The 19,652-nt window shown below is 44.7% G+C and carries 11 protein-coding genes; 5 read left to right on the top strand and 6 right to left on the bottom strand.

The genetic code is table 11. The features are described 5' to 3' along the window. Nucleotides 1-198 precede the first annotated feature (198 nt). From QUB35_RS35200 to QUB35_RS35185, 4 genes are all read right to left on the bottom strand, one after another. The gene (locus tag QUB35_RS35200; RefSeq protein WP_333147105.1) at nucleotides 199-1,122 is read right to left on the bottom strand and encodes a hypothetical protein; all 924 of its coding nucleotides are present in this window, start codon (nucleotides 1,120-1,122) and stop codon (nucleotides 199-201) included. A 127-nt stretch (nucleotides 1,123-1,249) separates the two neighbouring features. Next, the gene (gene mgtE / locus QUB35_RS35195) at nucleotides 1,250-2,647 is read right to left on the bottom strand and encodes a magnesium transporter (protein WP_333102113.1); all 1,398 of its coding nucleotides are present in this window, start codon (nucleotides 2,645-2,647) and stop codon (nucleotides 1,250-1,252) included. Between the two features lie 193 nt (nucleotides 2,648-2,840). Then, a complete protein-coding gene (locus tag QUB35_RS35190) occupies nucleotides 2,841-4,577 on the bottom strand; it encodes an ABC transporter permease subunit (RefSeq protein WP_333147102.1) in 1,737 nt (578 codons plus the stop codon). 224 nt (nucleotides 4,578-4,801) lie between these two features. Further along, the gene (locus QUB35_RS35185; protein ID WP_333147100.1) at nucleotides 4,802-6,205 is read right to left on the bottom strand and encodes a nitrate/sulfonate/bicarbonate ABC transporter ATP-binding protein; all 1,404 of its coding nucleotides are present in this window, start codon (nucleotides 6,203-6,205) and stop codon (nucleotides 4,802-4,804) included. 448 nt (nucleotides 6,206-6,653) lie between these two features. Here QUB35_RS35185 and QUB35_RS35180 point away from each other — a divergent pair, with 448 nt between their 5' ends. Together QUB35_RS35180 and QUB35_RS35175 are read left to right on the top strand one after the other, a co-directional pair. Further along, nucleotides 6,654-6,881: a hypothetical protein gene (locus tag QUB35_RS35180; protein ID WP_333147098.1), complete on the top strand. Its 228-nt coding sequence runs from the start codon at nucleotides 6,654-6,656 to the stop codon at nucleotides 6,879-6,881. 33 nt (nucleotides 6,882-6,914) lie between these two features. Then, the gene (locus tag QUB35_RS35175) at nucleotides 6,915-7,217 is read left to right on the top strand and encodes a hypothetical protein (RefSeq protein WP_333147096.1); all 303 of its coding nucleotides are present in this window, start codon (nucleotides 6,915-6,917) and stop codon (nucleotides 7,215-7,217) included. Nucleotides 7,218-7,414: 197 nt separating this feature from the next. Here QUB35_RS35175 and QUB35_RS35170 read toward each other — a convergent pair whose 3' ends face one another. Beyond that, nucleotides 7,415-7,780 carry a hypothetical protein gene (locus tag QUB35_RS35170; RefSeq protein ID WP_333147094.1) on the bottom strand — a complete coding sequence of 122 codons (366 nt, stop codon included), beginning with the start codon at nucleotides 7,778-7,780 and terminating at the stop codon, nucleotides 7,415-7,417. A 929-nt stretch (nucleotides 7,781-8,709) separates the two neighbouring features. On the opposite strand from QUB35_RS35170, the gene QUB35_RS35165 reads away from it, so the two are divergent. From QUB35_RS35165 to QUB35_RS35155, 3 genes are all read left to right on the top strand, one after another. After that, nucleotides 8,710-14,178, top strand: coding sequence for a PAS domain S-box protein (locus tag QUB35_RS35165; protein ID WP_333147092.1), 5,469 nt, complete (start codon nucleotides 8,710-8,712; stop codon nucleotides 14,176-14,178). A gap of 281 nt (nucleotides 14,179-14,459) precedes the next feature. After that, entirely contained in the window at nucleotides 14,460-17,534 is a 3,075-nt protein-coding gene (locus QUB35_RS35160) for a response regulator (protein WP_333147090.1), read from the top strand. 10 nt (nucleotides 17,535-17,544) lie between these two features. Beyond that, nucleotides 17,545-18,519, top strand: coding sequence for a diguanylate cyclase (locus QUB35_RS35155; protein ID WP_333107148.1), 975 nt, complete (start codon nucleotides 17,545-17,547; stop codon nucleotides 18,517-18,519). Nucleotides 18,520-19,085: 566 nt separating this feature from the next. Here the strand turns inward: QUB35_RS35155 and crcB are convergent. Further along, complete coding sequence (gene crcB / locus QUB35_RS35150) at nucleotides 19,086-19,484, bottom strand: fluoride efflux transporter CrcB (protein ID WP_333147087.1); 399 nt, start codon at nucleotides 19,482-19,484, stop codon at nucleotides 19,086-19,088. Between the last annotated feature and the right edge of the window lie 168 nt (nucleotides 19,485-19,652).

Below are 19,652 nucleotides of genomic sequence, written 5' to 3'. Positions count from 1 at the left end.
ATCTCTTGTTTCATCTGTCGAAATAATTCTTAAAGAATTTGGAGATAATTATGTAATTAATTTTGCTTAACTACTTATCAAATCCGTTAGCATCGGAATAGTAAATTCGAGTTAACTGTTGACTGTTGACAGCGAACAGTGAACAGTCAACCGTCAACAGTCAACCTCATTCCGGTGTAACCGGAAATGATATTACCATTATTCGATTAATCCTAACTTGTGTAAGCGCGAACGAATGGCACTAGGCTGTCGCTGAAATCTCTGAGCTAATTCGTCAATTTGTTGACCGCTCGCATATTCTTTCTTCAAATTTTCGTCTTCATCCTGACTCCACTTGACATAAGCTCTGGGATATTTCTGACGAATTTTCTCATTCTGGGTTTTAGGTCGATAACCATTCTTTTGCTCGCCATTCAAACCAGAACCCAACTGTGGGTTAATTTCCCCACCGCGACTAGCTAGCGCCTCTTGTACGCGGTTGGGAATCACAGCAATTTCTTCTGAGAGTTCAGCCAAAGCATTGTCTACTTTTTGCTGAAGTTCTGTTAGCTGCCGCTGCTGCAAATTCCCCCACTGTGGCAGTTCGTTGATAAACTGCTGCAAGTCGAGAATTATTGTTGTCAAAGTTTCGACTTGTTGCAACTCCGGCCGCTGTTTGAATTGGCGGCTGGTTAGTTCGATCTCGCTTTGAATCATTTTAATAGTTTTTTCTAAAATTATTAGTCGCTGGCGCAGGTTCTCAATGGCTGAAATTAGAGAGTGTACGTTTTCTCCAGGCGCAACATTGAGGTTTTCGCGAGATGTTTGAGCAAGTGCTTCGTCTAAAGCCTTTACAGCAATTTGCAATTCCTCGATCGCCCGCTCGGTAGTAGCTGCTTGTTGATTTACGCGATCGAACGTGGCAGCCGTACTTGCTTTAACTTGCCTGTGCAGCTTCTGTCGGTTCACAAAATTCAACACCAACGAAATCACTACAGGCACTTGAGCATAAACGCTCTGCCCCCAAACCAAACTAGCAGCCAATCCCACAGCAGAGGCAGCAATAAAAACCACTTCAGCAGTTTCTAACCAATTGCTCGACTTGGGATTTTGGATTTTGGTTGGTGAATTGGATGATGACATAGCTTAATTGGGAATTGGGAATTGGGAATTGGGCATTGGTCATTGGTCATCAGTCATTGGGAGGCTGTACATCACCGAATTTAAAATTACTATGGTTTTTTTATTGATGCCAATCTACTTAAATATATTAAATCTGCAAAATTAGTCGAGCTAAAGTGAAATAAATCAAGACCCCAAGGACATCAACTGCGGTGGTAATAAAAGGAGCAGACATTAAAGCGGGGTCTAAACCCAAAGAACGAAATAGAAACGGCAGAGCTGAACCGGCAATAGAAGCTAAAATTGCGATCGCAAACAAACTCACTCCCACCGCGAGTGCCACTGCTAAACTCCCTTGCAGAGTGTAAGCCCAGCCCGTGGCTACAGTCCCCAATATAGCTCCTAGCAGCGCTCCTGCCATCCCCTCCCGAACAATTACTTGAAACGGGCCCATTGCTGTAATTTCGTCAGTGTTCAAACCGCGAATTACAACAGTTGAGGACTGAGCTCCGACATTGCCTCCAGTGCCAGTCAGCAACGGAATAAAGGCTGCTAGGGCGACTACTTGGTGCAAAATATCTTCTTGAGCTCGAATAATTGCGCCGGTGACAGTATTAGTTAAAAGCAGAACAAACAGCCACACGACCCTTTTCCGGGCAACAGTGATTAAATCGGTCTGAAAATAATTGTCGCCGCCGGACTGGACGCCACCCAAGGTATAAATATCTTTGGCTGCTTCTTGTTCTAAAATGTCGATCGCGTCGTCAACTGTAATGATGCCGACCAGACGCTGTTCGCGGTCTACAACGGGCACAGCTAAAAAATCGTAACGCTGGATCAGCCTAGCTACTTCTTCTTGATCCGTGTCAGTTTGAACAGAAACTACCTCGCGGGTCATAATTTCGCCGACAGTTTTGTCGAGGGGGGAAGTGACTAAATCCCGCAGAGATAAAATACCTGTCAAGCTGCGTCCGGCGTCGGTGACGTAAAGAGAATAAATTGTTTCGGTAGTTTTAGCCAAAGAGCGAATTCGGTCTAAAGCTTGGGCGACGGTAAAGCTTTCTTTCAGAGAAATGTATTCCGGGGTCATAATCCGACCGGCGGTACTGGCTTCGTAACCCAAAAGTTGAGCCGTAGCTTCCCGTTCCGTCGGGCTCAATTCACCCAACAGGCGACGGACTAATATTGCCGGCAGTTCGTCAAACAGTTTAGCTCGATCGTCCGGGGACATTTTATCTACAATGTCAATGACTTCTTGGCGTTTAAATTTTTCGCAGAGGGACTGCTGAACGCTGGAGTCGAGATATTCGTAGACTGCGATTGCTTCGTCTTTGGAAAGCAAGCGGAAAGCTATTACTTGCATGGTTTCTGGCAGGCCTTCGATAGCTTCAGCTATGTCTGCTTCCTGCACCGGGTGCAAAATCGCTTTTGCTCCTTTAAAGTCTCCTTCTTCCAACAGGGCCCTTAACTGCGATCGAACTAATTCCCGCAGTTCCTTTCGCGCGTAGGTGGGTAGAGAAGACGATTGATAACTTTTTTCTGTCATTGATGACCCTCCTAAACCTGTGCTGCGCGCCTTCCTGAATCCAGTTTAGAGCCTATTGACGCCACTGGTTGCAGTTATACGATTTATACCGGCGGGGTTAGCAACCCAGTTTCTTAGTGGAGGCTTCACCACCAAACCAAGATGTATTCTCGCAACCGTTTTTTTTGGTATGGGGTTTTTTATATTGATTTACTTAAACCAACAATTGATATTTTTCTTGTGCCAAACGGTAAAGTGGCCGCCACACCAAACGGTTAGTCAATACAACCAACAACGACATCACAGAAGTAGCAGCCAACAGCAAAGGAAAATTCCCAGATGCCGTAGCCTGAGAAATAGTTTCTCCCAAACCCTCTGTAGTAACAATTTGACCTTTAAACTGCACGTACTCGCTGACAATACTTGCATTCCAAGCACCGCCAACGGCGGTAATAATTCCTGTGCTCAAGTATGGGAAAATTCCCGGTAAAATCAAAGTCTGCCAGCGCTGGATTAGGGAGAGTTTGTAAACTTGTGCCGCTTCAAACAACTCGGAAGGTATCGATTGAGCGCCGGCAATAACGTTAAACAGCAAATACCACATTGTCCCCAACATCATCAGCGCCACAGAACCAATTTGCAAGCCGCCTCCAGCGTGAATTAAAGCTAGTAGCAATACGGGAAATAAAGCGGTTGCCGGTACAGAAGCTGCTATTTGTACTAATGGCTGCAAAATTTGAGCTAAACGTGGATTTCGACCGATCGCCACTCCGACCGGCACTGTCCACAACAGCGATAAAAATAGCGCGCAAATGACTCGCAAAGCTGTGAAAAATGCACCTCCTATGACTTTTTGCCAGTCAGACAAACTCAACAACCGCAGCAGCAGCACTGCTTCCCAAGTTCCCCAAAGCACAATGACGGCAAACCCACTAACAAATATCCAATTTATCCAATTTCGGATGCGGCTTTTTTGTCGGGGATTTGTTGGTAAATTAGCAGGTGGAAAAGCTCTTACCAAACCGATATCGAAACTATCGCCGATCGGCGATAGACGCGACTTAAAAACCCGCAGCGTCGCCGATCGTCTTAAAAAATCTAACACATTTGATTGCGGTACATTGGTAGCTTCCACGGATTGATATTTAAACTTTTCTACCCAAGCAATCAAAGGCTGCCACACGAAAAACTCTATGGCTATAATCACACCAATTAATACTGCTAAACCCCAGCCGATCGCTCCAAAATTACCTTCATTGGCTGCCTTGCCCAAATAGGAACCGAGTCCGGGCAAATTAAAGTTTTTCTCCCCCAAGGTAAAAGATTCGATCGCAATCAAAAAGAACCAGCCGCCCGCCACTGACATGACGCTGTTCCACACCAGTCCGATCGCACCAGCGGGCAATTCTAACGTCCAGAACGGCTGCCAAGCATTGAGCCGATAAACTTGAGCAGCTTCCTTAAGTTCTCGCGGAATCGCGGAAAGCGACTGATAGAAACTAAAAGTCATATTCCAAGTCATCCCCGTAAATATTAAGATAATCGATGCGAGTTCTACGCCGATTCTTTGACCGGGAAATAAAGTAACTAGCGCTAAAACCACTCCCGGCAAAAAAGATAAAACTGGAATCGACTGCAAAATGTCTAACAAGGGAATTAAAATTTTGGCGGCTAGGGGAAAGCGGTAAGCAGAATAAGCATAAACTAGGGTAAACAGCAGCGATAAAAAATAGGCTGCTACCATGCGTAAGAGACTCTGGGCTGTATAGGCTGGCAAGACATTTAGGGTAGTCTCAATTTTGAAATTAGGGTTGTAGTCACTGCTGAATTGAGAAGCTGTTTGGACAATTACCAAAATTAGAGAGAAGATGGCTAGAATCAGCAAACCGTCTTGCCAAGTCCAAGCTGACCTTTCTAAAGTTTTATTGGCCGGTGTTAAGGGTCTTGTCATAATAATTACTTATTGGGAATGGGGCATCGGGCATCGGGCATGGGGCATGGGTATCGCGCATTGGTTATTGATTATTGGTTATTGTTTATTGGTTATTGGTTATTGCTTATTAGTTATTGCTTATTGGAGGCAGAGCCTCCGGGTATGTATTCCCAGGCAGAGCCTGGGAACAAGACTAAGACTAAGATACCAACAAACAAGACTAAGATACCAACAAATAACGACTAACAAGCAACAAGTAACAAGCAACAACTAACCAATAAAAAATAACAAATAGCAAATAAATACTCAGCTTTATATTCCGATTCTAAGAACATTTCGCCCCCGGGCTCATCATAACTGTATAACTCTGCATAGCGACCCCAGTCAATAGCAGTTTGCAATTGCCGCATTGCTTCTTTGGGACTAAAGTGGGCTTCGAGAATATCCAAAATCAACTCTTCAGAAATGCGGTGATTGCGCTTAGCCTGAAGCATTCGATACATTTGCTGTACGAGGCGAATATTGCTGAGAATTTGGGTGCGAACAATTTGTTTGCGCTGGTCAATTCCGCCGGCAATGAACTGAATGCCAACTGGTGTTAACAGGAGGTCGCCTTCTTGAATTACCAGAAATTCCATTAATTTTGCTGCTTCCACGATCGGCAAAATGTCGTCAACCTCTAACATTAATTCTTGACCGAGGCGGTAGAGATCCTGCTCCTTGCGGTCTTCCAAGAGTTCCAACAGACCTGCGATCGCACCGATTCGCACCTGCGGCAGAGATTGGTATTTAGCGCTTTGAGCGGGTTGAGGTTGAGACACAGTAGCGGCACTTTCAGCAGGTGCTGTTACTGTTTCGTCGCTCAAGTCAGGATTGGTGAGAATTTTGTAAACTTGGTCTACGAGAGCTTGGAATTCGGGAGTTTTACGATCGCGGTAGTGCGGCAAAGTCACCGTTAACTCGGCGCGAATTCGCCCCGGGTTGCGACCCAAGACTATAACGCGATCGGCTAAAATTACCGCTTCCTCAATCCCGTGAGTTACGATTAACACCGCTTTAGTAGGAATCTTCTTTTCCAGCCACAAATCTAATAACTCAAACCGCAAGTTTTCTGCTGTCAGCACGTCTAAAGCTGAAAACGGTTCATCCATGCAAAGCAATTCGGGTTCTACCGCCAAAGCTCTAGCAAATCCCACCCGCTGCCGCATCCCGCCGGAAAGTTCTTTCGGATAAGCATTTTCAAATCCGTCTAAACCGATAATGTCAATCATCCGCAAGGCTTTTTGCCTGCGCGGTTCGGGCAATTCTCCTTTAGCTTTTAAGCCTAATTCTACATTTTCTAGTACCGTCAACCAGGGATAAAGGGCAAAGTTTTGAAATACAATTGCCAATCCAGGATTTAAGCCGACTAAAGGACGATTGTGGTATAGAACTTGACCGGCGGTGGGCGGGATAAGTCCGGCAATCATTCGCATTAATGTTGATTTTCCCGAACCGGAAGGGCCGAGCAAAGCTACTATTTCGCCCGATCGCAAATCTAAATTAATTGGCTCTAAAATAGAGATTGTTTGACCGTTGGGCTGCGAGTAAGCTTTGCTAACGCCTTCTAAGGTAATCAGGCACTCTGTTGCTGTTTTAACTACCACAACTAAACCTCCTCGCTTGTTGTTTAAATTTAGTCAGTAGTCAGTAGTCAGTAGTCCGCAGTCAGTAGTCAGTAGTCAGTAGTCAGTAGTCAGTAGTCAGTAGTTAGTAGTCAGTGGTCAGTAGTCAGTGGTCAGTAGTCAGTAGTCAGTGGTCAGTAGTCAGTAGTCCGCAGTCAGTAGTCAGTAGTCAGTAGTTAGTAGTCAGTAGTCAGTAGTTAGTAGTTAGTAGTTAGTAGTCAGTAGTCAGTAGTTAGTAGTTAGTAGTCAGTAGTCAGTAGTTAGTAGTCCGCAGTCAGTAGTCAGTAGTCAGTAGTCCGCAGTCAGTAGTCCGCAGTCAGTAGTCCGCAGTCAGTAGTCATTAGTTAAAAACTCTGGGAAACTGACAACGGATAACTGCTAATTAATACCAGTTTCGTAAAATAATGCAACGGCAGGTAAGCCCCAAACCATGATGCAATCAGTCATTCTCAATCGAAAATCAAAAATCGAAAATCGAAAATGGTATGACTGGCGAGTATTCAGTCAATTTTCTGTGACAGACGATCGCTTTTTCACCAGCAACAAGACTCGAAAAGCAGCGAGTTGGAGCGCAACTGAAAATATAACCAGCCAAATAATTGAGCTATGGTACAAAATTATCATCGCCCAACTGCCCAGAAATCATGATCGGCCATAGCCTGTGTTAAATATCGCATAGGCGGAACCTTTTTTGTCGGCAGGCACGACTCCAGCTACGGCTGCTTTCAAAATCGATTCCTGGGCTCCCATACCTATACCCCATAAAGTCATTCCTAGCAATCCCCCCTGCCCATTTCCGAACAATACCAATGGGGCAAACAGTGAAGAAAAAATCACTGCCAACATCAGGGTTAAGATGCAGATGCGATCGAACTTGCCTCTCAAAAATCAGGGCTGCGATGGCGTCACTCCCCATCACCCAAGCGTAAAAGAGCGGAATCTGGCTGTCAAATGCGATCGCGCTTCTGTGAAAGTTAGTCGATTTGAGATTTGAGACTTGGGTGTAAGCGCTGAGTCGGAGGATTTGAGATTTGAGATTTACTCCACAGATGAATCTGGGAGGTTGAACTTTCTTCTACAATTTTGAGCTCTCCACCACAAGAGTCGGGGGGTGGTATCCGTTTTTGCACCTCGTCAAAGGTAATGAAGGGAAAATCCCATAGCCAGCCCCAATTAACCCTACAGCAGTATCTAAAGAAACCCAAAACAGCCCCAGCCACCCTTTTTTGATTTCTCAAGCTCCTGCTTCAAAATGGCGCGGATTAAGATAAAATGGCAAAGCTGAGCCGATAACCTAATTGCTTTGCCCGTGCGATCGGCTATCATCAATAACGAAGCTGGCGATCGCGATTGGATAACGTGCAGTTGATCGTCATCGCACTCGATCAATCCCAAAATGTTAACTACGTAAATCCTTTCTTCTTCCGCGTCACGGGTTATATATAGCAATCCTAAATCATTTGTAAAAATATGTAGGGGTAGTGCCCCTGTGCCTACCCCAGTCAAGGCGGGGCAACCGGGCGTGGGTTTTGCCCCTACAAGAATTACACGAATCATTTAGGATTGCTATAGCAATCCTAAATCATTTGTGAATTTTTTACTCCCTCCCCTGGTTCAAGGGGAGGGTTGGGGTGGGGTAAAAAATTTACGACTCCTGCAAGGATTGCTATACACACCAAGAAGTTTTGGGGAAGAATTGGTTTGACAACTTATTACCTTGCTATAGTCAACAGTTAATTAAAACTGTCAACATCATCTGCCAGCAGTGATAGTGAATCCCCTCGCTCCAGCTATGGTTTCTGTTCCAACTGCCAATGTGTAGGGCGGGGATTGAGACCCTCATATCAAATCAAGGAACAGGGAACAGGAAAACCGTTTTATGTAGGAATGGGGATCAAAAGCTGCATCTGAATAGGGTAGAATTATAACAAACTAGATGGGACATTACAAGGTGGGTATTGTGGGATAAAAATTCTCTGCAATCTTAATTGCATTACGGAATGTTTAAACTTGTATCTTTTCCTTAACCATTTTATCTTCTTTACCAAATCTTTATTTTTTTTCTCTAGGGTCTTGTTATGGTTGCTGCAAGCGAGCTTACAGCACTTTGCAACGATAGTGAAATACCCCTTAGTTAAAAAATAGGTATTTATGACACACTGCCCCTGCTGCTCGAATCAAATGCTCCGTCACGTTCGCGAGCATCAAATCTACTGGTTTTGTCGCCACTGTTGGCAAACAATACCTATTTACAATCTGAACATATCTAGCTTATCGCCCTCTCTAAATTTAGTTAGACATCTAGGGATCAAGGAACAACATTCTTTATCGGTATAATTTAACAGTTTTATTTAGGGCTGATAAAGTTTAGAGATTGTCCTAGCGTTAACGGGTTTTCACGCTCAAAACTTTGCTGTGTTGTATAATTAAATTGAAATTATCGCCCACCAACTTGAAGGCAGCTCTATTCAGAGAGCGCTTAATTTATGGCTATCACTCGACTCAACCTGATGATAACCTTATGGCAAAGACCACTTAAACGATTGCTACCTCTTCTGCTTGGTGTGGTGGGTTCTCTTGCTGTTTTATTTACGTGGCAACAGCTAACCCTCAACGGACAAATTCACATTGAGCAGTTAATTCAGCAGGAAGCCAATGCGATTCAGTTACAACTGAGCGAAGAATTATCAACTCGGATGCTGACACTTCGGCAAATGGCGAATCGCTGGGAAGCCAATGGCGGTACACCAAAGGCTCTTTGGGAAGCCGATGCTGAGGCTTATGTAAAGGATTTCTACGGTTATCAGGCGATCGAATTAGTCGATCCATCATTTAAAGTGCGATGGGTTGTGCCACTGGCGGGGAATGAGGCAGTGCAAAACCTAGATCTTAATCGGGAACGGCGTCGCCAAATCACTTTGCAAGTGGCTCGTGATTTGCGTCAACCTATGTTAACTCGCAATGTTTCACTCGTTCAAGGGGGTCAAGGATTTCTAGCAAGTTTTCCTTTATTTGTAGGGGAGCGGTTTGATGGGTTTATTGTCGGAGTTTTTCAGTTTAAAAATCTATTTGAGAGTATTTTAAAAGTGTCCCCTGGGTACAATGTGGCTATATATGATGGCCCGAATTTGATCTACGGTCAAGAGCTGGCATCTCAATATTCACAGCATAAAACAGTGGTAATGAAAGCGTATAGGGCCGAGTGGCGAATAGATGTTTCTCCCACTTTAGATTTAGTAGAAAGGGAGAATTTTTATTTGCCGCAAGTTGTGTTAATTGGGGGCTTAATTTTAATTTGGCTGCTGATGTTGGTCGTGTATCTCGCACAAGTTAGTGTTCGCGAAGTCAATCAATTCAAAAAAGTAAATCGCCAGTTGCAATGGGAAATTCACCAGCGACAACAGGCAGAAATTGCGATCGCTCGACTAGCTGCGATCGTTGAATCTTCGGAAGATGCCATTATCAGCAAAGATTTAGAGGGTGTAGTTACAAGTTGGAATGTAGGAGCCGAAACAATTTTTGGCTATACAGCCGCCGAAATAGTAGGGCAATCAGGGAGAAAACTGATTCCAGCAGACTATCGAGATGAGGAAAACGAAATTATCACCAAAATCCAGCGAGGAGAACGCATCAAACACTACGATACAAAGAGACTGAGGAAAGATGGAACATTAATCGATATCTCGATGAGTGTCTCCCCCATTAAAGACCAAGCAGGGAATATAATTGGAGCCTCAAAGATTGGCAGGAATATTGCTGACCGCAAACAAGCAGAAGCAGCACTACGTGAAAGTGAAGAACGCTGGGAACTTTCTGTACGCGGGAATAATGACGGCATTTGGGATTGGAATGTTCAAACCAATGAGGTCTTCTTTTCTAGTCGTTGGAAGGAAATGCTGGGCTATGAAGACCATGAAATCCAAAACATGCTAGACGAATGGGCGAATCTGGTACATCCCGATGATTTGGGATGGGTGATGCAAGTCATTCAAGATCATTTTGCCAAGAAAACTCCTTTTTATATCACAGAACATCGCCTTCGCTGCAAAGATGGTTCCTACAAATGGATTTTGGATCGCGGTCAGGCGCTTTGGGATGATGCAGGTAACGTAATTCGGATGACTGGCTCTCACACCGACATTACGGAGCGCAAGCAAGCTGAAGTTGCTTTACAGGTCAGCGAAGCCAGATATCGGCAATTGATCGATAACTTAAATGCGGGTTTTGTGATTCATGCGACAGATACCAGCGTCCAATTATGTAATGAAACGGCCGCTGAATTACTAGGGTTTTCAATGGATCAAATGCTGGGAAAAACCGTGAGCGATCCGGCATTGCATTTGGTGCGGGAAGATGGCAGCGTGATGCCCCTAGAGGAATATCCCGTGAATCAGGTTTTATCCACTGGAAGTTCCCTCAAAAATCATGTTTTAGGAATTAAAAAAGAAATTGATAGTTGTGTTTGGGTATTAGTTAATGCCTACCCGGAGTTCGAGCAAAACGGTCAAATCACACAAGTTGTAGTTACGTTTATTGATATAAGCTCGCGCAAAAAAGTAGAGCTGGAAATCCAAAAAACGCGCAATTTCTTACAAGCACTTCTGGATAATTTACCGGTTGCGGTTTTTGTTAAGGAGGCACAGCCTAAACAATTTGGTGTATTTCAGTTTTGGAATAAAACCAGCGAACGGTTATTTGGCATTTCAGCCGAACAAGCGATCGGCAAAACTGGCTATGATTTGTTCCCAACAGAACAGGCTATCTTTTTTGACCAAAAGGATAGAGAAGTTTTTGAAAAAGGTAAGACTGAGGATATTATCGAGGAAGTCATTGACAGTCATAGTCTGGGAAAACGTTGGCTGCATACGGTGGAGATTCCCATTGACGATGAACAGCATCAGTCCCAGTACCTACTTTGTTTTTCAGAAGATATCACCGCTCGCAAACAAGCAGAAGCAGAGCTTAGAGAACTGAGTGAAGTGATGAAAAATGCGCTGTCCGGCATTTCCAAACTGGATGTACAAGGGCGTTACCTCTATGCCAATAAAGCATATTCTGACGTGACAGGCTATCAGCCAGAAGAAATGGTGGGGATGTCTTGGGAAAAAACCGTACATCCCGATGAGTTGAAAAAACTGGTTGCGGCCTATTGGCTGATGGTGCAAGAGGGCAGAGTAGAAGTTGAAACGAAAGGAGTCCGTAAAGACGGTTCTGTTTTTTATAAGCAATTGGTGATGATTTCAACTTACGACGAACAGCATCAATTTTTGGGGCATTACTGCTTCATGAAAGATATTAGCGATCGCAAAAAAGCCGAACTTGCACTAGAAAAGGAACTCTTGCGGAGTAAAACCTTCTTCAACACTTCACTGGACGGTGTTGTTGTCATGGATCGCGTGGGAAAAGTTGTCGAAGCTAGCTGCAGTTTTGCTCAAATGCTGGGCTACACCCTAGAAGAAACCCTAAATCTGAGTGTGTTTGATTGGGATGCTGAATGGACGAAGGAAGAACTACAACTTATACTCCAGAGAGATGAGGTTATTCCGCTGTTTGAGACGCGACATCGCCGCAAGGATGGTTCCGTGTATGACGTGGAAATTAGCTGGAACCGAGTGGAATTAGAAGATGAGATGATGAACTTCTGTATCTGCCGGGATATTAGCGAGCGTAAACGCAACGAAGCCGATCGCCAACAATCCGAAATCGAGTTAAAAATCTCTCAAGCGCGATTTGCCGGAATTTTAGAAATTGCCAGCGATGCGATCATTTCGATCAATACCAATCAGCAAATCACTTTGTTTAACAAGGGAGCTGAACAAATTTTTGGTTACGCGGCTGAGGAAATTTTAGGGAAACCCCTGGCGATGTTGATGCCCTCGCGCTTTGCCGATGCTCACCATCAGCACATCAGCCACTATGCCCATAAGGGAGGCTCTGCAAGGCAAATGGCAGAGCGAGGAGCCATTTTTGGACGACGCAAAGATGGCTCAGAGTTTCCGGCAGAGGCTTCCATTGCCAAGATCGAGATCAACGGTGAAATTATTTTTACTACCTTTCTGCGAGATATTACAGCTCGACAACAGGCAGAGGAAGCTCTGCGCTATCAGAAAGAGATGTTTCAAACAATCGTCGATAATATCCCAGTGATGATTGCTTTATTTGACAGGCAAGGTCAAATCGAATTGCTCAACCCGGAATTTGAAAACATTTTAGGTTGGCCGCTAGAAGATTGGCAGCAAAAAAATATCTTAGCTGAGTGTTATCCTGACCCGGTTTATTGCCAAAATGTCTTAGAACATATGCTATCGGCAACCGGGAAGTGGAAGGATTTCACAACACTGACTGCCACCGGACAGCAGTTAGAGACATCTTGGGCAAACGTGCGGCTTTCTAGCGGGCATTTTTTGGGCATTGGGCAAGATATTAGCGATCGCAAACAAAAAGAACTGACACTGCAGCACGCAATGGAAGTCGCAGAAGAAGCGAACTTGGCAAAAAGTACCTTCCTAGCCAATATGAGCCACGAATTACGCACTCCCCTCAACGTGATTCTAGGATTTGCTCAGGTAATGACCCATGACCCCTCTCTAACTCCAAACCAAAAAGAAGACCTGCAAACAATTCGGCGGAGTGGGGATCACCTCTTGAGTTTGATTAACGATGTGTTGGATCTTTCCAAAATTGAATCGGGACACTTCACCGTTGAAGAAAGCGGATTGGACTTAATTGCGCTACTGCATTCCCTCCGAAATATGTTGGCGGAACGAGCAAGTTCTAAAGGACTTGACCTTTGTTTCGAGATTGCGCCAGAAGTCCCCCAATTTATGCTTGTCGATGCTCAAAAACTGCGTCAGGTTTTGCTCAATCTGCTGAGTAATGCTATCAAATTTACCCATCAGGGAACCATTACTTTGCAAGTCAGCATTGAGGCGAACGGTACAGGGGAATTAGCCACAACTCGGCCGATTCTCCAGTTTGTAGTCGCTGACACAGGTGTAGGGATTGCACCGATCGAACTCAATACCATCTTCGATGCGTTTGTGCAAGCCCAAGCTGGGAAGCTATTGACCGGCGGTACTGGGCTAGGTCTAACCATTAGCCGCAAATTGTTGGAACTCATGGGCGGAGAAATTTCTGTCACCAGCACTCTGGGAGAGGGGAGTACCTTCACTTTTACCCTTCCCGTCAGCCCCATCAGTGGAGTTAATGTTACGCCCGAAGAGAATAATCGCCTCGTGATTGGGCTGGCTCCCGGTCAACCGGATCGTCGCATTTTGGTGGTTGACGATCAAGCAGAAAATCGCTTGCTAATGGTCAGATTACTGACACAATTAGGATTAGAGGTAAAAGAAGCTACCAACGGACAGGAAGGGGTGCAGATTTGGCAAGAATGGCAACCCGACCTAACCTGGATGGACATTCGGATGCCCGTGTTAGATGGATACGAGGCTACGAAGCAAATTCGGGCAATGGAAGACGGACAGAACAGTACCATTATTGCACTTACGGCCCAGGCTTCCCAGAGCGATCGCACCCTAGCCTTGGCTGCTGGCTGCAACGACTACATCAGCAAGCCCTTCCGGGAACAAACCCTATTTCTTAAGATGGCGGAATACCTAGGTTTAGAATATGTATATCTGGAAGAGGAAACAGAAAACGGGGAACGGGGAACAGATTGTTTTCCTTCTTACTTCTGTTCTGTTGCCTCTGGGCTTTCAGATTCCCTCGATCCAACGCTTCTGGCGACATTACCAAAAGAATGGGTGGTTGAGTTGCAAGATGCTGCTTTATGTGGGGATGATGTGGCGATCGTTGAACTGGTAGCTCAACTTTCCTCTGACCTCGCTCAATTGGGTAGTTATGTGACGGAACTCGCCAACCAGTATCAATTTGAGAAAATCCTTAATCTAATTCAAGGTAATTTCCAAATAGGAATTTCTCCATTGGAGTTATAAGCTGTTGTGCAGTTAAAACTGTTTATTCCCCGGAGATCCCCCTAAATCCCCCTGATTGTTGGGGAGTAGGGGTTGACTTTGAGTAAGTTCTTGTCCCCCCCTTAAGAAGGGGGGCTAGGGGGGATCGGGCTTAACTGAACCGTATTGATTTATAAGCTGTTGTGCAGTTAAACGTTTGATTAGGACTAGGGAATTAGGAACAGCTAACAAGAATTAAATTTAATTATTGGTAAATCCTGAAAAAACTGTCCTTAATTTTTATTGATAATTACTGCTCTAAAATGCCTCAGAAAAATCCCAAAATTTTCCAATTCACTCCTTTAAATTTAAAAATTTTAGAGGAATGCAGTGAAGAATCCGTGTATGCTCCCGGTCATATTCAGCCACACGGAATCGTTTTATTGATGCAACGAAACAGCCTCAATATTTTACAAGTCAGTGAAAATGTAGAACAGTTTTTGGGCATTTCTGCCGAAGAATTGCTAGGTCAGCCATTGCCAGAGTTATTGGGTCACGATCGAGTACAAGAAATTGTTAGGTATTTAACTCAAGAACAACTAAACATTCATAAGGGTTTCGATCTAAAAATCCCTCTCAAAGACGGCTCGATTCAAACATATAGAAGCACACTGCATCAGCTACCAGATGAGTTGATTCTGGAGATCGAACCCCAATTGACTATTGAAAATAATCATTCAATCGATTTTTACGATCGTCTGCAAACAGTTATCCTGAACTTTCGCAGTGCGATCGGTCTTTCGGATTTAGCTCAAACCATTGCTAGAGAAGTGAAAGCCATGACCGGGTTCGATCGCGTGATGGTCTATCGCTTTGAAGCCGATGATCATGGGGTGGTGATTGCTGAAGAGAAAGAAAGCTATCTAGAAAGCTACCTGGGATTGCATTACCCGGCGATCGATATTCCCGTACCCGCCCGCCAATTATTTTACAGCAATTGGGTGCGCCAAATTCCCAATATTAATTACACCCCCGCCCGCCTAATTCCCACCAACCATCCCCTAACCAATACACCCCAGGATCTAAGTGCTTGTGTGTTAAGGGGAGTATCTCCCTACCACATTGAATATTTGCAGAATATGGGAGTGGCTGGGACACTGACGATTTCGTTAATTGACGATCGGCGCCTCTGGGGATTAATTGCCTGTCACCATTACAGCCCGCGATTGGTAGATTACGAAACTCGTAAAACCTGTGAATTTTTAGGACAATTTGCCTCGATCGAACTGGTGCATCAGCAAGAGCGAGAATTGAACGTTTACCGATCGCAGGCGAAAACTATTCAGGATCAACTTCAGCAGGCATTCCGGCGAGATTCTAATTTTATCGCACAGGTATTGACCGAAAATGCTTCTCAATTGCTAGATTTAGTTCATGCTCATGGAGCTGCAATTCTGCTCGATGGTCGTCTGACATTGGTAGGTAAAACACCATCTGAAGCTGAGGTTGACGAACTCGTGCAGTGGTTGCTGCAACAGAACAAAGAACGAGTGTTTGCAACAGCTTCTTTGTCTCAGTTTTATCCCCAAGCGAAGCAATTCAAAGATCGAGCTAGCGGTGTTTTAGCAATCTCAATCTTGCTATGCTACGCCAAACAAAAGTCATACCACATCCTTTGGTTCCGACCAGAGCAAATTCAAACAGTAAACTGGGCAGGTAATCCACAGGATGCTGTGTCGATCGACGAAATTGGAAAAATGCACCTGTGTCCCCGCAAATCCTTTGAACTGTGGCAAGAGACAGTGCGGGAGATGTCTTATCCGTGGCAGATTGCAGAGTTAGAAGCTGCTGCCGAAATGAGACATATCCTCATGCTGGCGGTGTTAGAATTTTCGCAAGCTGCCCTAGAACACGCTGCAGAAAGGGCCGCCATCGCCAACCGTGCCAAAAGCCAGTTCCTTGCCAACATGAGCCACGAGCTCAGAACGCCACTCAACGCCATTCTGGGATTTACCCAGCTTATGAACCGCAGCCCCCATATCCCAGAAGAATTTCAAGAGCATTTAGGCATCATTACCCGTAGTGGAGAACACCTGCTGACATTGATCGACGATGTTTTGCAAATGTCTAGGATTGAAGCAGGGCAATTGGTACTGAGTACAAGCTGTTTTAATCTGCATCGACTGCTGGGTTCTATTAACGAGATGTTCACTCTCAAAGCGGGTGAGAAAGGGTTACATCTTAGCAGCGAGTGGGATGCTACTGTCCCCCGTTATGTCTGTGGCGATCAAGCAAAACTTCGCCAAATCTTGATTAATCTGCTTGGGAACGCGCTCAAATTTACAACAACAGGAAGCATAGCCCTGCGGGGACGAGCTTTTTCATCTGATGATATGCCATGCGGTACAAATTGCGATCGCCCCACTAATCCATCCGATATTAAACCCACTATTACCCTGTCTCTCGAAGTTGAGGATACCGGATCTGGCATTTCTCCCTCAGATTTAGAATCAATTTTTGACGCCTTCAGGCAAAGCAATCGCGATCGTCACGATCGAGGAACAGGTTTAGGACTGTCTATCAGTCGTGAGTTTGCGCGTCTGATGGGAGGCGATATCACCGTGCGAAGCACCCTGGATCGAGGATCGACTTTTACCTGCCAAGTCGTTTTGGAACTACCAGAATCCCTTGATTTAGAGGAACCTGAAATTAGCGATCGGATTATCGGGATCGAACCTGGGCAACCTATCTACCGAATTCTAGTAGTAGAAGACGTTCCAGAAAATCGGCAACTGCTGGTGACGCTGCTGGAGTCAGTTGGGTTTGATGTGTGTGCGGTGGAAAATGGGGTAGAGGCGATCGATCGTTGGCAAACATGGCACCCTGACCTGATTTTGATGGACATTCAAATGCCTGTCATGGATGGTTATGAAGCGACGAGACAGATTCGAGCACAAGAGTCATTAGTCATGAGTCATGAGTCATCAGCAGACACGAGAGAGCAAATGACACGCATCATTGCCCTCACTGCCTATGCTTTTGAAGACGATCGCATCGCCAGCCTGCAAGTCGGTTGCGATGACTACATTGCCAAGCCGTTTACTGAAGGCACACTTTTCGACAAAATAGCTCATCACTTGGGCGTCCGCTACTGCTACGCCGAAAAAAATTCACCAGACTCATCAGCTTCGCCACCAAAGATATTTACTCCCGACGTAAAAACCATGCCCACCAAGTGGATTGCAGAAGTTCATGAAGCAGCACTCGATCTTAGTGATAATAAGCTTTATGAACTTATCGCTCAAATTCCCAAGGAGAAACAAGATTTCATCGAGGCGATGACATCTCTGGTCGATAACTTTCAGCTTGAAGCGATCGCAACTCTCACCCAGATTTAGGAAAAAGACCATGACAGCTTTATTCAAACTTGCCGCCCAAACGAATATTCTCATCGTGGATGATACCCCAGACAATTTGCGCCTGTTAGCCAAAATTCTAGAGTCACAGGGCTATATTGTGCGTAAAGCGCTCAACGGCAGAATGGCACTCCAAGGTGTTCATCGCGACCCACCGAGTCTAATTTTACTTGACATCAATATGCCGGAGATGAATGGGTACGAAGTCTGCCAAAAGTTAAAAGCATCGGAAGCGACTGCTCAGATACCGGTTATTTTTATCAGTGCGCTCGAACGACTAGAAAACAAGGTACGAGCCTTTGAACTGGGTGGTGTAGACTATATTACCAAACCCTTTCAAGAGCAGGAAGTGCTGATGCGAGTAAAAAATCAATTACTCATCCAACAGCAACGCCAACAACTGCTCGAACAAAATAAACGTTTAGAACACGAAATCCAAGAACGTCTGAGGGCAGAAGCAGAAGTAAGGCAGCTATCCGTGACCGATCAATTAACTGGATTATATAACCGACGAGGCTTCTTTTTACTAGCCGATCAACAACTAAAAATTGCTCGACGCACACAAACATCCTATTTTATTTTATTCGCTGACTTAGATGGTTTGAAAAAGATTAATGACACTTTCGGACACGAAATGGGAGACAGAGTAATCGTTGACGCAGCTCAAATATTAAAGCAAACCTTTCGTGAGGCGGATATTGTGGCTCGACTGGGAGGAGATGAATTTGCTTTATTTATTCCTAACTTTTCGGGAGATTCATCTACTAATTTCCATGCTCGGCTGCAAGAAAATATAGATCGCTTTAATCAAAAGTCTGAGCGAGCTTATATATCAATAAGCCTGGGTGTGGAGTTTGGGGATTTAAACAATGAAGTTTTATTAGAGCAATTGCTGGCCAAGGCTGACAAACTCATGTACGAGCATAAACGCACCAAACACTGTTTAAATCCTCAACCGTTCTTTTGAGAACAGCGATATCGGAGGGCCATAAGCATTATTTATTAAACGTGAGTTTAACCGAGAAAGAGTAAACTGAAAACAAGATAGGGAAACAGCTTGAAGACTTTAGCCCCTCAGCCGCCAAACACGATTCTCTCCCTGTATTAGGTTAAGGGTGTGTGATATCATGTCCAGTCGAGCGAGATCGATTTTTGTAGGGGCGGGTTTCCCAACAATACCTGCCAATAATTGACAATCTCAAAAACCCGCCCCGACCGGGATATTAGCGTTAATCGATCGGACATGATATGAGATCAAAAAACTTAGTAGGTATTGTCCACAATCCTGAGATCAAATCGAGTGACTGATGCTATATGGGTGGGAGCATCTCATATTGGTAAAAATACTTCTTCTAGCTCCTTCCTTATGCCTCTTTCCTCCTGCCTCCTGCCTCAAAACTCCTGCCTCACAACCTCAAAACTCCCATTTCTAGCTGGGCTGCTTTCATTGAGATGCTCCAGTATGGGTGGAGAGTTTGCCTACAGTTGCATTTATTTCTTAAACTGGTATTATTTGGAAAAAACCGATTTTATCTATTTGCCAATTCGTGCTATAATCACACCTAACTGAACTGCAATTACTCCTAGTATGGCACTGCCGGCCCAGTAAAAAGCGGCGATGCTGTAAGATCGATCGCGCCACAAGACATTCGTCTCTAAACCGTAAGTTGAAAAAGTAGTATAAGCTCCCAAAAAGCCCGTTGCTACCATTAACCGTACTTCCGACGGAATAGTCGGCACTCGTTCAAAAGCGAGGGTGATAAAAAATCCCATAGCCAAGCAACCCGTGATGTTAATAAAAAAAGTTCCGTAGGGAAAAGCCGTCCCGAAACGATTGGCAAACCACAAGGTGATATAATACCGGCTCAAAGCGCCGGCAACCGCACCTAAACTAATTGCGATCGGGTGGCGCAGATTGGGGTATTGCAGCATACAGCTATTCAATATTTGCTACTTGATATAGAGATGGATTTTAGATTCAGCGGACTTATGTAAAGTATTGTAGGATTAAATTGGCGATCGCTCTATAGCAATCCTAAATCATTCTCATAATTATTGTAGGGGCAATCCGACCCCTACTCCCCGTGGTTGCCCGATAGA

The sequence above is a fragment of the Microcoleus sp. B13-B6 genome (genome assembly GCF_036705405.1).
GTDB lineage: Bacteria > Cyanobacteriota > Cyanobacteriia > Cyanobacteriales > Microcoleaceae > Microcoleus.
This window is presented reverse-complemented; position numbering and strand designations above follow the sequence as displayed.